General features: G+C 41.3%; 11 protein-coding genes. 2 read left to right on the forward strand and 9 right to left on the reverse strand.

What is annotated here, in order from left to right; all coding sequences use genetic code 11:
- Positions 1–19: 19 nt before the first annotated feature.
- From DW182_RS04975 to rpsO, 6 genes are all read right to left on the reverse strand, one after another.
- Positions 20–1,915, reverse strand: a complete 1,896-nt coding sequence (locus tag DW182_RS04975; RefSeq protein WP_117691209.1) for a RagB/SusD family nutrient uptake outer membrane protein — start codon at positions 1,913–1,915, stop codon at positions 20–22.
- A gap of 15 nt (positions 1,916–1,930) precedes the next feature.
- Positions 1,931–5,386, reverse strand: coding sequence for a TonB-dependent receptor (locus tag DW182_RS04980; RefSeq protein WP_007661890.1), 3,456 nt, complete (start codon positions 5,384–5,386; stop codon positions 1,931–1,933).
- 184 nt (positions 5,387–5,570) lie between these two features.
- The gene (locus tag DW182_RS04985) at positions 5,571–6,785 is read right to left on the reverse strand and encodes a FecR family protein (protein ID WP_007661892.1); all 1,215 of its coding nucleotides are present in this window, start codon (positions 6,783–6,785) and stop codon (positions 5,571–5,573) included.
- 80 nt (positions 6,786–6,865) lie between these two features.
- The gene (locus DW182_RS04990) at positions 6,866–7,471 is read right to left on the reverse strand and encodes an RNA polymerase sigma factor (protein ID WP_007661895.1); all 606 of its coding nucleotides are present in this window, start codon (positions 7,469–7,471) and stop codon (positions 6,866–6,868) included.
- A gap of 712 nt (positions 7,472–8,183) precedes the next feature.
- Positions 8,184–9,434: an ATP-binding protein gene (locus DW182_RS04995; protein WP_118294869.1), complete on the reverse strand. Its 1,251-nt coding sequence runs from the start codon at positions 9,432–9,434 to the stop codon at positions 8,184–8,186.
- A 215-nt stretch (positions 9,435–9,649) separates the two neighbouring features.
- Positions 9,650–9,919, reverse strand: coding sequence for a 30S ribosomal protein S15 (rpsO, locus tag DW182_RS05000; protein ID WP_007661900.1), 270 nt, complete (start codon positions 9,917–9,919; stop codon positions 9,650–9,652).
- Positions 9,920–10,077: 158 nt separating this feature from the next.
- Here rpsO and typA point away from each other — a divergent pair, with 158 nt between their 5' ends.
- Positions 10,078–11,877 (forward strand): translational GTPase TypA, encoded by a 1,800-nt coding sequence (gene typA / locus DW182_RS05005; protein ID WP_117705994.1) that lies wholly within the window; start codon positions 10,078–10,080, stop codon positions 11,875–11,877.
- An 84-nt stretch (positions 11,878–11,961) separates the two neighbouring features.
- Here typA and DW182_RS05010 read toward each other — a convergent pair whose 3' ends face one another.
- From DW182_RS05010 to pckA, 3 genes are all read right to left on the reverse strand, one after another.
- On the reverse strand, positions 11,962–12,609 hold the full coding sequence (locus tag DW182_RS05010) for a nitroreductase family protein (protein WP_044533549.1): 648 nt from the start codon (positions 12,607–12,609) through the stop codon (positions 11,962–11,964).
- An 83-nt stretch (positions 12,610–12,692) separates the two neighbouring features.
- Entirely contained in the window at positions 12,693–14,000 is a 1,308-nt protein-coding gene (locus tag DW182_RS05015; RefSeq protein WP_118294983.1) for a DNA mismatch repair protein MutS, read from the reverse strand.
- 136 nt (positions 14,001–14,136) lie between these two features.
- Positions 14,137–15,744 (reverse strand): phosphoenolpyruvate carboxykinase (ATP), encoded by a 1,608-nt coding sequence (gene pckA / locus DW182_RS05020; RefSeq protein ID WP_007661905.1) that lies wholly within the window; start codon positions 15,742–15,744, stop codon positions 14,137–14,139.
- Positions 15,745–16,028: 284 nt separating this feature from the next.
- On the opposite strand from pckA, the gene upp reads away from it, so the two are divergent.
- Complete coding sequence (gene upp, locus DW182_RS05030) at positions 16,029–16,682, forward strand: uracil phosphoribosyltransferase (RefSeq protein WP_117705988.1); 654 nt, start codon at positions 16,029–16,031, stop codon at positions 16,680–16,682.
- Positions 16,683–16,714 lie beyond the last annotated feature (32 nt).

Raw genomic sequence — 16,714 nt, forward strand, 5'->3', positions numbered from 1 at the left:
TATATTTTAGTTTTTATTGTTACCAGCCAGGGTTTTGTACTAAGTTTGAATTATTGATGAGAGTACTGACTTTTATAGGCCACAGATAATCTTTCATGGTGAAAATACGGGTATTCATATAAGTTGAAACTGTATAATACGTGTCAGTTGTTTCACCCTTATAATCCCATCCCTGTATGGGCTCATTCAGATATTTCAGGGCTTTCTTCCATCTTCTCAGGTCATAAAAACGTTGACCTTCAAAGGCTAATTCGATCAGTCTTTCCTGGTGAATGATCTCACGCATACCTTCTTGCGTAGAGGGCTTGTCGGGTTTTGCCGATTTTTTCCACGATTCTACCACTCCTTTCAGGCCTGCTCTTTCGCGCACTTTGTCAATCCATTTATAAACTTCTTCATCAGGAGTGGATTTTGCTTCATTCAAAGCCTCTGCATATAACAGGTATAAACCGGACATTCGTATGATGGGGAAAGAATAACGTTTGCCCGAATAAGTGGAGGTGGTAGCTGTTCCGGTTACGGTTTCCGCATTAATCAGTTTCTTCATAAAGTAGCCGGTAGGAATGTATTCGCCACTTCCCCTGAAGCCTGCTATCTCCGATTTGCGCACTTGCAGATACCAGAAGTTGAGTTCTTCTGTCTGGCCGGAACCTTCGAAGATGCCGCGGTCGAATCCTAGTGAGGCATAAAAACGGGGCTCCCTATTGAAATTCAGTTTAGCCGTGGTTTCACCTGTTTTTATGTAGAACATGTGGTCGACTCCTGCTTCTTGTGTTTTATATCTATTCTGATAATCCCATGCCGGATCTTCATCGATAGGAATGCCGTTTTGAGTATAGAATTGCTCCGCTATTTTTAGGGAGGCGCAGAGTTCATTTCCCTTATTACCTAAATTGCCCAGTACAAGATGTGGCATGGCAAGCAACTGTAGAGAGGAAACGTCTTGTGTGGAGGGCCATACAATCTCTTTATTGAATTTTTCGGTAACAGCACCTCGTAATTCAAAACTCAATTTAGTTTGATCTGACATAGTACGGGGGGGTATGTATTCGTAGAAGCCGTGTCCGGCAGCTTCGCACGTTTCAATGGCTTCTTTTATTGCTGTAGCGGCACGTTCCCATTTTGTATTGTCTTTCTCTGCCGGAACCAGCTGGACACCTCTTTTATCTTTGAAATTGAGGTAATCGGGATTGCCATTGAATAGAGGACTTGCAGCCCAAACCAGCACTTCTGCTTTTGTAGCCAGGGCAATTGGTCTTGTTATTCGTCCGGCGTCTGTAATCATGCTTTCTATTTTGTCAGGAAGACCTGCTGCGGCTTCATCTATCAATTCAACAATATAATTGACCACATCGTCAATCGGATCTCTATATACGCGTACTTCATCTACCGATGCTGATACGGGTAGATTTTCGCGGATAATGGGTATCGGCCCGTACAACCGCATAAGGAAGAAATGATAGTATGCTTTAAGGAACTTCACTTCGGAGGTCCACAGTTGTTTTTCATACTCTTCCATATCTCTGGGTTTATGAATATTCTCAATAAAAATGTTGCAGTCACGGATTCCTATAAACAGGTTGGTACCGTTGTATCTACCATCCCAGAAATTGAGATATGGGTCATTAGAGTTCTGGTAGCCAAGGGCTATTTTGGTAGCTGCTATGTCTGCAAACAAAGCTTGGTTGGTGTTCCACCAGATTTCATCTCCTCCTACCATGGCCGGGGAAACCCAGGGATGTCCGGGAATAGGAAGATAACTGTAACAGGTAAATAAATACTTTTCGGCTGAGGTTCTGTTCGTGAAAGCATTCTCCATGGTTGCCACATCGTTTGGAACGATGTCTAAATAATCGACACAACTTGTCACAAATGTTATGCAAACAAGTAAAAATATGGATTTAATGTATTTCATAATATGTTGTTATTTTTAGAATTCAATGTTTATACCGAAATTGAATACACGCTGCAAAGGATAGGAGAAACCATTCCCAGCCATTTCAGGATCCCACATCTTGAACTTAGAGAAAACAAGTAAGTTACTCCCGGTTGCGTAGAGTCTGACATTTTGCAGTGATATCGGGCGAATCCACTTTTGTGGCAATGAATAGCCTATTTCGACTGATTTGAGACGTAGGAATGAGCCGTCCCGCATAAACCATGTACTGGTCTGCTGGTTATTTTCATTTGCTACATTAGACAGGCGCGGCCAAAGGGCGAAGATGTCTCTGTTGTCTTCAGACCAATGACTGTCAGCCCAGTATTTTAGCAATGCCCTTTGGTTGTTTCCTCCTAATGAACTATCGCTAACGAACGGTGCTGTAGCTGTAGGATCTATCCAGAAAGAAGAGCGGGCTGAACCTTGGAAGAAGAATGAGAAATCGAAGTTTTTGTATCCGGTTGTTAATCCGAAGCCGTAAATGATTTCAGGGGTTGTAGGATAGCCGATAGGTACTTGGTCATTTTCGTCAATCTTCATATCTCCATTGATATCTTTATATTTGATATCTCCGGCTCCGTATTCTCCGAACATTTGCTTGGGAGAGTTCTTAACTTCTTCGTCATCGAGGAAAAGCCGTTCGGCAACATATCCCCAGCGTTGTGAGAGTTTTTGGTCTATACGTGATCTCCAAGGTGTCTGCACATAATCCGGTTCTTCATAAACCAGATATTTACTGGTTGCGTAAGTGAAGTTGCCGCTGAATATTGCCCAAAAGTTTTTGGTGAAACTTTTGTTATAATCGACGGACAGGTCTATTCCATGTCCTTTGGCTTCACCTATGTTGGCTTGCGGCTGAGCTTGCAGCCCCATAGTAGGCGGAATGTCCTGGCGGATTTGAAGGATGTTTGTTCTTTTCTCCGTGAAGTAATCGAACTGAACTTCCAGGCTGTTCCACAATCCTAATTCAAAACCTAAGTTCATTTTTCTGCTGACTTCCCATGTTATGTTGGAATCCGCATATCTTGAAATGGATATGCCATTCCGCGTATAGTTGAAGTCTTCTCCGAATGTAAATCCTTTACCGGAGTCGTTCATGTTTACTTGTGATAGATAAAAGAAACGGTCACTTTCCTCCCCGATATTATCATTTCCTACCAGACCATATGTTGCTTTCAGTTTGAGTTTACTGATAAACTTCTGATATGGCTCCATGAATTTTTCATTGCTGACTACCCACCCTAACCCGGCAGACGGGAAGAAGCCGAAACGTTCGTTCTTGGCAAACCGTTCAGAACCATTATATCCGAAATTCATTTCAAGAAAATAACGTTTGTCATATCCGTATGTGAAGCGTCCTGCCAATCCGATGTTTCTATACGGTAAAGATAACTGTAGATTATTGGCATTGCCATCCAGGTATTCACGCATTGTATAAACCATCAGTCCGGATACATTGTGTTTATCGGCAAACTCCCTGTTATACTGGATGGCACCTTCAAAGTACATGGTACTGTTTAATGTTTGAGGCTGTTTATTGTAGTCCAGATAATCTGTGCCACCGTCCGGATTAAGCGGAATCAACGTATAGTCATTGAGATTTGTTGTATTGGCTATCTGATAATAGAAAGGTTTGAAAGAGTGATTCACTTTTAATAAAGAATACCGGCTGACGTTAAACAAACCTCTGGCTGATAATCCTTTGGTGATAAAATCGAGATTTTGTTTTAGTTCAAACTGTGCGAACATATTTGAGCGGTCTCTCGTGGTGTATCCTTTTACCATTTCGGCATAGGGATTCAGGTAATCACCGGTATCGTAATTTCCAAAAAGGATGTGTTTGGTATATTCGTTAGCCTGGTCGGCCGGGTAGAAAGGCTGAAACAGCACCGGGTTGGCATGCATAGCTTTCTTGTATAATGCCGAACCGCCGTCTAGGGGGCCTGAGTAATCTTCAAAAGAACCATATAAGCGGACAATAGCTTCGGTCGTTTTAGTCAGGTTTACGTTTACATTGGCACGTAACAGATATTTGTCAATGCTGATATTGTTATTAAAATTGTTTCGTTTGTCCTCTTTAAGGATACCGTTATCTTTTGAGTAAGAGGCAGCGATATAATAGCGGGCTACTTTTCCGCCTCCGCTGATATTCAGGTTATATCTCTGATTGAAGGTATGGTTTTTAAATAACATATCTTGCCAGTCTATTGCCGGGTAACGCAAAGGGTCAAGTCCACGCTCGGTATTCATGATCTTTGCTGTCGAATAGGGCAGGGCAGCCATGGCGTCGCGTGTACGTACAGCTTCGTTGTGCAATCGCATGTAGGTGACGGGATCGGCTAATTTGATATGTTCGGTAGGTGTAGAATAAGAACCTTCCAAACGCAATTGTACGTGCACTTTGCCTTCTTTCCCTTCTTTGGTTGTAACCAGAATTACTCCGTTTGCTCCGCGGGCACCATATAGTGCTGTAGCATTTGCGTCTTTCATGATTGAAAAGCTGGCAATGTCATCAGTGGTCAGCCGGGAGAGTTCATCACTTGTCATTTCTACTCCATCGATTAATATGAGCGGGTTGGCTCTGCTTGACTTTCCGAATGTCGTTACGCCGCGGATGAAGAAGTCTGCATTGTCCTGTCCCGGTTCGCCGGTGCGTTGGTAAGAAATCAAACCGGCAATACGTCCGGCAAAGGAAGTGGTCAGGTTGCTGGAAGGTACTTTCAGGTCTGATGGCTTGATTGTGGAAACAGAGGCGATTACACTTTCTTTTCTCTGTTTCGCAAAGGCGACTACGGTGACTTCGTCCAGCAAGTCGGCTTTTTCTTTCAGTTTAATTGTGATATCATTTTGGTTTCCTACGGTGATGGTTTGCGATTCCATTCCTAAAAACTGAACGATGATTTTATCTGTAGGGGTTACTTCTATGGAAAAAGAGCCGTCTATGTCTGTTGTGACTCCGCGTGTACTGCCTTCGATGGTAATGGTTGCTCCGGGCAAGGGACTTTCAAGGTTATCCACTACCTTCCCTTTCAGCATTTTCTTTGCCGGAACGACAGTTTGCTCTTTATTCTGTTCTGCAACTACTTTTCTTTTTGAAATAACAATCTGCCGTTCATGGATTGAGTAAGTATTATCGGTATGCTCAAATAGCTTATCCAGAATGTTCTCGATTGTTTCATTCTTTACATTGATATTTATTTTCCTTTTCAGGTCGATATTCTTATCGTAATAAAAGAAAATGTATTTGCTTTTATTCTCTAATTCCTTGAGGACATCTTTCAATGTACAGTTAGTCATATTGATTGAAAGATTGGAGGATTGCAGATTGACCTTTTCTGTACCATATGTACCGATCGTTGTGCACAATAACAATGCGAATAGTTTTATAAACAGAGGAAGCCGGATGTTTCTAATCTCTTTTATAAATGTGCTTTCAATGAATGCCATGTATATATTGATTTTAAAGTTAAACTGTTGTTTCTTGTAAATACTTGATTGTATGAAAAGGCAAACACATAGTATAGGTATGCCTGGTTTTATAAGGTATATTTCATAGGCTATATGGATATAAGTGATTAATTAGGGATTACTTAAATCGCGATCTATATTTCTCAAGTAGTACTTCTTTGCATTATTCTTGCCTGTAAGAAACCGAATAGACATTTTTGTCCGTTGCATAGCGGATAGGGGCGGTATTTATCAATGCATCGAGAACTTTGTTCAGATCATCTTTTAAATCTAGCTTTCCGCTGCACCGTATCATTTCGATTTCTTTTTTATGGTATTTGATCTCTTTTCCATAATACCGACTCAATCTGTCTAAAATGGATGGAAGCTGTTCGCTTTCGAAGATGTACCATCCTTCTACCCAGGAAATGTACTGTGTAATGTCAGTCTGTTCGATATTTATTTGCCCATTCTTATATTGGAACAGGTCATTGGGAGTCAGAGCGGCCAATTTCTTTTTGTCCGAGATAATTTCAACACTTCCTTCGACTAAGGCTACGGCCTGCCGGTCGTCCTCTTCGTAGGCGGTTATATTGAAAGTAGTTCCCAATACTTTAATATCTATTTTGTTTGTTTTCACAATGAAAGGACGGCTTTTGTCCGGACTGACTTGCAGGTATGCTTCTCCGTCTATATATATTTCCCTCTGTTTGGCCTCGAATTGTTCCGGATATACTACACGACTGCCGGAATTTACCCAAAGCACAGTACCGTCGGAGAACGTCAGGGTAGAACGCCTTCCCTTGGGTACAATTAACTGGTTGATTTTATGGAGCAGCGCAACATCTTTCTCCTTTTGCGGGGTTGCACTGTTTTCCTGTTTGAGCTTTTTGTCGTTGATGTGGATATTTCCTTTTTGGTCATATTGTATATCTATCTTTTTATTGTTTATTGAGATGTACTCGTTGTTTGCTAATACTAACTGTACATCGCTGACTACTGAATCAGGCTTTATGGATTGGGCAATCATGAACAACTCGTTATTTTCTTTATTTCTTTCCCAGACATAAAAAATGCTACTGGCTATCAGTAATGCAAACGAGGCGGCAATGATTAACTTATATAATGGTTTTGCCTTATGGGAAATAGACATTCTGTTTGTATTTTCTATCCGTTCCCATACCTCTGAAAGTTCAGATGAGGACATTCTTCTTTTTCTCACTTGCATGCTCCGTAGAAAGTATATGGCTGTCATCATCTCTTCTTTGTCGATGATTCCGTCGGTTACTTGTATTTCCCAGAACAGTTCGGTTTCTTCCGTTGGGTGCAGTATGGAGTTGATAAAGAAATCATCTTCCAATAATTGTTCTGCTTTATAGTTTGTATAATTGGTTTTCATGTAAATATCCTTTATAGATGGTTTGCTGTATTAACGGGCTCGTTTGTAGTTTATACTCAATTTTGAGAGAAAATAATACTCTATAAGATAAGAAAGCTGATGAGAATGAGCTGGATAATAATTGATAAGTAGACTTTTGATTCAGCGAAGGTTTCTCGTAGCTTTTTTATCGATCGTTGAATGAGATTGAGTATAGACTGATAGTTCATTTGCATAATCTCACCAATTTCATCGTAAGTCAGATTTTTCATATATTTGTAGTATAGAACTTCCTTTTGGCGTGGAGTCAGTGATTCTAACATTTGACGGATTTTTCTTGATTGATAGTGCAGTTCTTCCTGGCGGATTATTTTATCTTCAATCGTATACTCCGGTGAGAAAACAGGCTCAATGGTATCGTTGTGGAACAGCTCTTTCTTTTTGTCGAAAACATCGAACAGATAGTTTTTCATGGCCTTGAGGAGATACAGCCTGATATTATCGACTTGTGAGAGTTTCTTCCGGTTACGGTGTATTTTTACAAATACATCGTGCAGGCAGTCTTTTACCAACTCACTGTTAGCAGTGAAGAGCATACCATACGAATACATATCTTGCGCATATAATTTATATATGTACAGATAGGCTTTCTCGTCACCTTCAAGGAACTGATTCCACAAAGCGAAATCTTCTTCTTGTTTCATCATAGAATTAATTAATATTACCTTATAATGAATATAAGCATTGTATTTCTTTGCGTATATAACGGGACGTTTTTTGAAATATACTCATTTAGAGGAAGAAATGCAAAAAAAAGATCAGGAACTTATAATAAAAGGAGGGATGAACTTGCAGATATCCGATTTGATAATGAAAAGTTTCGCGTCCGGATAAAAAGAGACTGTATCTTCTTCATGTCTCTCTTGTTTCTATAAGAAGGAAGAAGAGAGCGAAGAAGGAGCGATTTATCATTTTGACAATTTGTATTTTCTGTTGGCTGAGAGTGTGTTATATCCGTCCAGCAACCTCTACGCACCAAAGCAAGCAAACGAAAAGCCGCAAATGACAGGCTGATAGTATAATATCGAAATGTTTACATTTTTTTTAGGTTGAAATATCTACGCCAAAGCACACTTATAAGTCTTCGTCATGAAGCAAACAAGTGTTTTGTCTGTAAGTAGTAAGTCTTTTACCCGTAAGTAGTAAGTGTTTTACTTATAAGTAGTAACCCTTTCACCCATAAGTAGTAACCCTTTTTTGCATAAATTGCCCGGAAATGCGGAAGAATATGCGAAAATAGGGTATTCTTATTCTTTATTTATTCGCCGAATACTCTGGAATGCAACTTTATTAAAAGACATGCGTTAGATTAATCGGGCATATAGCGTTAATTTGATACGGAAAGTTGTAAATTACTAACTAATCTGCCAGCCACTTCCACACAGGAATCACTTTTATGCTTATTCCATCCTGCTCAATAGTTTCTTCCTGATCTTTGCTGATAATCAAAGCAGTACTTATGTTCATGAAGCGGGAAAGGCTGACAAGGGCATTGACTTCCCTGTTTCGCGTCTGCTCGTCGCGGAGAGAATAGGAAACTTGAATAGCCAGCCCGGCGTCGGGAACTACGAAATCTACTTCTACATTCTTATTGTAATAAAAGAGTGCTTCTCCATATTGTTTATAGAGATGGATAGCTACAATATTTTCAAGTAGTTTGGTTTCCGGCTGGAAGAGGAATAGGTTGAGGATGCCGTTGTCGTAGAAATAATGTTTCTTTGTTCCTTCTCTCTGTGGAATGGAATCATTGAAATTGCAGAGAGAGAAGATGAGATAAGCGTCGTGCAGATAACCTAAATAGCTGGAGATTGTTTCGCGGGTCACTTTGCTTCCATCTCCTTGCAAGATGTTCTGCAATCTTTTGATGGCTATTGGTTGAAGTACACTATCGGCCAGCTTACGTACTAACAGACGCAGGCTTTGTTCATTTCTTACGTTGTTTCTTATGACAATGTCCGAATAGAGTATTTTTTGATATAAGGAGGTAAGCCAGGCGCGCTTGTCTGTGTAGCTGAAACTTTCGGGCAGGCCTCCATTGTAGAAGTAACCTTCGAACAGGCGCACTACGTCGGTCCTGATGGGAGCCAGATCCCAGTGGGCATCCAGTGTGATATGATGATATTCCAGATATTCCGTGAAACTGAAGGGGTATATTTCCTGCATCAAGTATCGTCCCCCCAATGTAGAGGCTATTTCACGGCTGAGCATATGGGCATTGCTACCTGTGATGAAAACCCGTCTTTTCTCATCTGCCAGTCGGCGTGCGAAGTGTTCCCATCCTTCTACGTTCTGTATTTCGTCCAGAAAGATGATAGGCTCAAAGGCGAACATCTCTTTGTAACATTCTACAATCAGATGAAGTTCTTCCTTTTTAATATCCGTAATGCGTTCGTCCTCAAAGTTAATGAAGAGAATTTCTTGTTTACTATGTCCATCTTTTTGCAGTTGCTGTATATGCTGGTAGAGCATATAGGTTTTGCCAGCACGACGGATACCTACAAATACATAATTGCCATTTTCCTCAATGGATATTTTGCGGGGCAATAGCTTCACTTGGCTGATGAACTCTTGCTGGTTCAGAATGATTTGTTTGATGATGTCTTTTTCCATACTTCAGCTTGCTTGATATGCAAAGATAGGGAATAATTCTATAAAATGCATATTTTGCTTGAAATATGTCTTCTATGGAAGTCATAATAGAAAGGAAATATGTCTTGTATAGTCTCTGTGCTTATTGGTTGTATAAGGATCAGAGACATTTGAAAACAAAAAAGGGAAGCTTTTTAACGGCTTCCCTTCTTTAATGCTTTGCTGCAAGTAACGGATTACTTACGCAGACCGAGCTCTTTAACGATGGCACGATATCTTGCGATGTCGCGATCCTTCAGGTAGTTCAGCAACGCACGGCGTTTTCCTACCAACATTGTCAAGGCTCTTTCAGTACTATAATCTTTTCTGTTGAGCTTCAGGTGCTCAGTCAGGTGGGAAATACGGTATGAAAACAAAGCTATCTGGGCCTCAGCTGAGCCAGTATCAGTGTTAGACTTTCCGTACTTGCCAAAGATTTCTTGCTTTTTAGCAGCGTCTAAATACATAACTTTTAATTAAATTGATATATTAATATTCTCTTAAAGAGGTTGCAAAGATAGAGATAATCTTTTATACTGCAATGATATTCAATGAAATTTTTCTCTTGCTGCAACTATATCTAATGCAAAATTCGTACCTTTGCACCCAAATATATAGGTATTGTATGCAAAATATTAGAAACATTGCAATCATTGCCCATGTTGACCATGGGAAAACGACGCTTGTCGATAAGATGCTCTTGGCAGGAAATCTTTTCCGCAGTAATCAGAGCACAGGTGAATTAATGCTGGATAACAACGACTTGGAACGTGAGCGAGGGATAACGATCCTTTCTAAAAACGTTTCTATCAATTACAAAGGAACAAAAATCAATATCATTGATACTCCGGGACACAGCGACTTCGGAGGTGAGGTGGAACGTGTGTTGAATATGGCGGACGGATGTATCCTGTTGGTGGATGCTTTCGAAGGTCCGATGCCCCAGACACGTTTCGTGTTGCAGAAAGCTCTGCAGATTGGTCTGAAACCCATTGTTGTAGTGAACAAGGTAGACAAACCAAACTGTCGTCCGGAAGAGGTATATGAAATGGTGTTCGACCTGATGTTCAGTCTGAATGCTACAGAGGATCAGCTGGATTTCCCCGTTATCTACGGTTCTGCAAAGAACAACTGGATGAGTACGGACTGGAAGACTCCTACTGATAATATCTTCGCATTGCTGGACTGTATTGTAGAGAATATACCGGCTCCCACGCAGTTGGAAGGTACTCCGCAGATGCTTGTAACTTCTCTGGATTATTCTTCTTATACCGGACGTATTGCCGTAGGTCGTGTACATCGTGGTACGCTTAGAGAGGGTATGAATGTATCTTTGGCCAAGCGTGATGGAAGTTTTGTGAAATCCAAAATCAAGGAACTGCATACATTTGAAGGTATGGGACGTGCGAAGGTATCGGAAGTTTCTTCCGGTGACATCTGTGCGTTGGTAGGTATCGAAGGCTTTGAAATCGGTGATACGATCTGCGACTTTGAAAACCCGGAAGCATTGCCACCTATCGCTATTGACGAACCGACTATGAGTATGTTGTTCGCCATTAATGATTCTCCTTTCTTCGGCCGTGATGGTAAGTTTGTGACTTCTCGTCACATTCACGACCGTCTGATGAAGGAACTGGATAAGAACCTTGCTCTGCGTGTGCGTAAGAGTGAGGAAGATGGTAAATGGGTGGTTTCCGGTCGTGGTGTACTCCATCTTTCCGTATTGATTGAGACTATGCGCCGCGAAGGTTATGAACTTCAGGTAGGCCAGCCACAGGTTATCTTCAAGGAGATTGACGGTGTGAAATGTGAGCCGATTGAAGAGCTGACTGTGAATGTGCCCGAAGAATATGCCAGCAAGATTATTGATATGGTAACCCGTCGTAAGGGTGAAATGGTGAAAATGGAGAATGCAGGCGAACGTGTGAACTTGGAATTCAATATGCCGTCACGTGGTATCATTGGTCTGCGTACGAATGTACTGACTGCTTCTGCCGGTGAAGCTATCATGGCACACCGTTTCAAAGAATACCAACCGCATAAGGGAGATATCGAACGTCGTACCAACGGCTCCATGATTGCCATGGAAACAGGAACGGCTTTTGCTTATGCTATTGATAAATTACAGGATCGTGGTAAATTCTTTATCTTCCCGCAAGAAGAGGTATATGCCGGACAGGTGGTAGGTGAACACTCTCACGATAATGACTTGGTAATTAACGTTACGAAATCCAAGAAGTTGACGAATATGCGTGCTTCCGGTTCGGATGATAAAGTTCGTCTGATTCCACCCGTACAGTTCTCACTGGAAGAGGCTTTGGAATATATTAAGGAAGATGAGTACGTAGAGGTTACGCCAAAGGCGATGCGTATGCGTAAAGTGATTCTGGACGAAATAGAACGTAAGCGTGCAAATAAGAACTAAAGTTGTTTGTAAATAGATAGAGAAGGAGTGCTTCACTGTAATGGTGGCACTCCTTTTCATTTATACGTTACTTGCAGGAAATGATTAATCTATAAATCTGATCTTTTCTGCATTTCTAGGTTTGGCAGAGGGAGTTTCATCCGGATAACCGAATGCGATACAATAGAGTAATTGATATCCTTCGGGAATATCCAGCTTCTTCAGATATTCGGCTGCTTCCGGTGTTGATGTCATGAATCGTGTCGGCCCGCCAAGGCAACAGGAGCCTATACCCATAGACCAGGCTGAAAGAATCATATTTTCACCCAGTAGCCCACAGTCTATTTGTGACAGGTCATAAGACTTGTCGTTGGCAATAAACACTACGGTAGAGGCATTGCGGAACATATTCTTGAAATTAGGATCTTCCGTTGCTTTAGGGTTTTGCTTTTTGTAAACTTCAGTAATACCGTTGATGAATTCCGGATTATCCACTACCCGTATTTCCCAGGATTGTTTGTTTTGTCCGTTAGGAGCATTGATACCGCAGTTCAGTATAATCTGCATTGTATCACGGTTTACCGCTTGCGGTTTGTACTTACGAATACTGCGGCGTGACATCATGTTTTCAATCACCGCATTCTCTTTACTTTCATTTGCACACGTGGCTTCATTCTCTTTTTGTACTTGCGTACCGCATCCGCAGAGCAACAACAGGCTGACAGTTGCCAACATCAATTTGATACTTTTCATATTGCTTTGTTTAGTATTGGTTTTCGCAAAGCTAACAAAAAAAACGTAGTAATGAAGTAGTTACTCGGAAAAAAGAACCTTTTTTATATTAAACCTTCCAACTCTTTTTTTACCAACCAGTATCCGACTTGTGCTTCGGATATGCCTTCAAGCAGTTGGTAAGGACATATAAACTGATCATTCTCAATTCTTGAATCCATATAATAGAAACAACATGTATTATCTTTCTCGAAATGTTTGGCATATTCCAGAATGTGAGTCGATATAAGGAAAGAACAATGCGGATATTTTCTGAGTAATTCATTTACAGCAATAGAGGCTTCAAAAGCATCCTGTGCATTTGTTCCTCGGAACATTTCATCCAGTATTATTAGGCATCGTTTGCCGGATTTCGCTTTTTGGAGTACTTCTTTTATCCGCAGAATCTCCGCCATAAAATGACTCCTGCCATCGCGCAGGGAGTCCGGAAGATTGATGGAGGTATAGATTCCATCGAATACAGGGCTGGTCATTGAACGGGCGGGAACTGGCAATCCGCAGTGTGCCAGCCATACAGAGATGGTAATAGCTTTGAGGGTAGTTGATTTACCTGCCATGTTAGAACCTGTGAGGATACATATATTATTACCGTTCGTCATCTTCCAATCATTCATCCGTCCTCCTTCGGTAAATGGATGTACAAAGCCCGTGATGGACAAATCCATTGCTTCAGTCATCTCCGGGCGGCAGCAGAAACCTTTGCTGATTGCTATGCGGTGTGCAGTACGGCATACATCCAGTATATAAATATGGGAAAGCAGCCCTCTTATCAATTCTAAGTGGATACAGCGGAACAGATAATCGTACTTATCGATGATATAGCTGGAAGGGGATTTTTCTTTTTTATAGAGTTCGACTACTTCTTTCAACTCGCTACTATATATCGTGTATTGAATGCTCTGTGCCAGTTCTTTTAGAAGTAAAGGGGCATTTTCCGGGAGATTTGTTCGTAATGATTCCAGTTGATTTAACAATCGGATAGTCAAAGTAACACCTCGTTTAATGACATAACGTTGAGCATCGTGTCTTAATAAACGGTCGAAGGCTGATGTTAGCGAAACTAAAATATTAGGTCTTCTGATCTGGTCGCGATATTCCAAATAATATTCGATGAAGTCAAGTTCTTCTTCATCCAGGGGGAGCTCGGGTAGTTCCTGCCAGGCGATTGCCTCTTGCCTTTTCCGTATAACGGATATGTCATTCAGGGGAGAGGTGATCCAATCGAGCATCAGGCGTTTCCCGTTTTTGGTCTCTGTTTTGGAGAATAAAGAGTAGAGGGGATATTCGTCATATATTCCTTCTGTAATGCTCAAGTCGGCTCGCGTTTGCTTGTCCGTATCCAGATAAGTCATATTCTTAGGTATTACGTATAGCGCAAAAGTAGGAAAATAATCATGAAGAACAAGTGAAACGAATAAAAACAAAAAAAGCAGCTCTTGATTACCAAGAGCTGCTTTCGCATATATATCTAAACCGGTTTTATTCAGATTAGAGCTTCGGACCAGCAGCAACCAGTGCTTTACCGGCTTCATTACCAGTGAATTTAGCGAAGTTCTTGATGAAACGGCCAGCCAAGTCTTTTGCTTTTTCTTCCCACTTGCAAGCACATTCGTAAGTGTCGCGCGGGTCAAGGATCTTCGGATCTACGTTAGGCAATTCAGTCGGAACAACGAAGTCGAAGAAAGGAATAACCTTGGTCGGAGCCTTGTCGATAGAACCGTCAAGGATAGCGTCGATGATACCACGGGTATCTTTGATAGAGATACGCTTGCCGCTACCGTTCCAACCTGTGTTAACCAAGTATGCCTTAGCACCAACTTTATTCATCTTCTTAACCAATTCTTCTGCATATTTAGTCGGGTGCAGTGACAAGAAAGCAGCACCGAAGCAAGCAGAGAATGTCGGAGTCGGTTCAGTGATACCACGTTCTGTACCAGCCAACTTAGCAGTGAAACCAGACAGGAAGTAGTACTGAGCTTGTTCCGGGTTCAGGATAGATACCGGAGGCAATACACCGAAAGCGTCAGCAGACAGGAAGATTACCTGATGAGCGTGAGGACCTTTAGAAACCGGCTTAACAATGTTGTTGATGTGATAGATAGGATAAGAAACACGAGTGTTTTCTGTAACGCTCTTGTCTGTAAAGTCGATCTTACCATCAGCGGCAACCGTTACGTTCTCTAACAGAGCGTCACGTTTGATAGCATTGTAAATATCGGGTTCGCTGTCTTTATCCAAGTTGATAACCTTAGCGTAGCAACCACCTTCGTAGTTGAATACACCTTCGTCATCCCATCCGTGTTCGTCGTCACCGATCAACAGACGTTTCGGGTCAGTAGACAAAGTTGTCTTACCTGTACCAGACAGACCGAAGAAGATAGCAGAGTCAGTACCTTCCATATTAGTGTTGGCAGAACAGTGCATAGAAGCGATACCACGCAACGGGTTCAGATAGTTCATGATAGAGAACATACCTTTCTTCATTTCACCACCGTACCAAGTATTCAGAATAACTTGTTCGTTAGTCTTCAGGTTGAATACAGTAGCTGTTTCAGAGTTCAGACCCAGTTCCTTGTAGTTGTCAACCTTAGCTTTAGAAGCGTTGAAAGATACGAAGTCAGGTTCACCGTAGTTAGCAAGTTCTTCAGCTGTCGGGCGGATGAACATGTTAGTTACGAAGTGAGCTTGCCAAGCAACTTCCATGATGAAACGTACTTTCAAACGAGTAGCAGGGTTAGCACCGCAGAAAGTATCAACAACGAACAGACGTTTGCCACTCAATTCTTTTACAGCCTTAGCTTTCAAGTCAGCCCAAGCTTCTTCAGAGCAAGGTTTGTTGTCGTTTTTGTATTCGTCAGAAGTCCACCATACAGTGTTTTCGCTGGCTTCATTCTTAACGAAGAATTTATCTTTAGGAGAACGACCGGTATAAATACCTGTCATAACATTTACAGCACCCAGTTCAGTTACCTGACCTTTTTCAAAACCTTCCAAACCTGGTTTGGTTTCTTCTGCGAACAGTACATCATAAGACGGATTGTGGATGATTTCCTTCACGTCTTTGATACCGTACTTGCTTAAATCTAAATTTGCCATTTCTTTTAATGATTTAAAATTTTGGTATTTGGTTTATTAATCTCTTGCTAATATCTTTTTACCTTCTCTTTTCAAGGGGAAATTGGTATGAATTGGGTTATCTTCCAAACAGTCCCTTGTTTTTCGCGTACAAAAGTAGTATTTTCTTTCGAAACAAACACCTGATTAGAGAAATTTTTCTTTAATGAGAAGTCTTTTATAACTCCATAACAATATCTGCAAACTGAATGTTGCAAATTGCGCAAGAAATCGTTTACTTTGCGCATATAAATTCAAATCACATCATGAAAATTATCAATTTTGCCGAAACAAACTCCATCCTGAACCAGTATGTTGCCGAGATCCGGGATGTACAAGTACAGAGCGACCGCCTTCGCTTCCGCCGAAACATTGAACGCATCGGGGAAATTATGGCGTATGAAATGAGTAAGGACTTTGCTTATTCTTTGAAGAATATTCAGACTCCCTTGGGGATAGCACCTGCACAAACCCCGGATAATCAGCTGGTATTAAGTACCATTCTGCGTGCCGGATTACCTTTTCATCAAGGTTTTCTGAGCTACTTTGATGGTGCGGAAAATGCTTTTGTTTCTGCTTACCGAAAGTATAAGGATACGCTGAAGTTTGATATTCATATTGAGTACATCGCTTCACCACGCATCGATGGAAAGACACTGATTATTACCGACCCTATGCTGGCAACAGGTAGTAGTATGGAACTGAGCTATCAGGCTATGCTGACGAAAGGGCACCCGTCAGAGATACATGTTGCTTCCATTATTGCCAGCCGTCAGGCTGTAGAACACATTGCTGAAACATTTCCTGAAGACAAGACTACAATATGGTGTGCTGCCATTGACCCGGAGATAAACGAACATTCATATATCGTTCCGGGGTTGGGGGATGCAGGAGATCTGGCATTCGGCGAAAAAGAATAGATATTATCAAGCTGCTTACTGCCAATCTTCAG

It is taken from the genome of Bacteroides sp. AM16-24 (assembly GCF_003471885.1).
Lineage (GTDB): Bacteria > Bacteroidota > Bacteroidia > Bacteroidales > Bacteroidaceae > Bacteroides.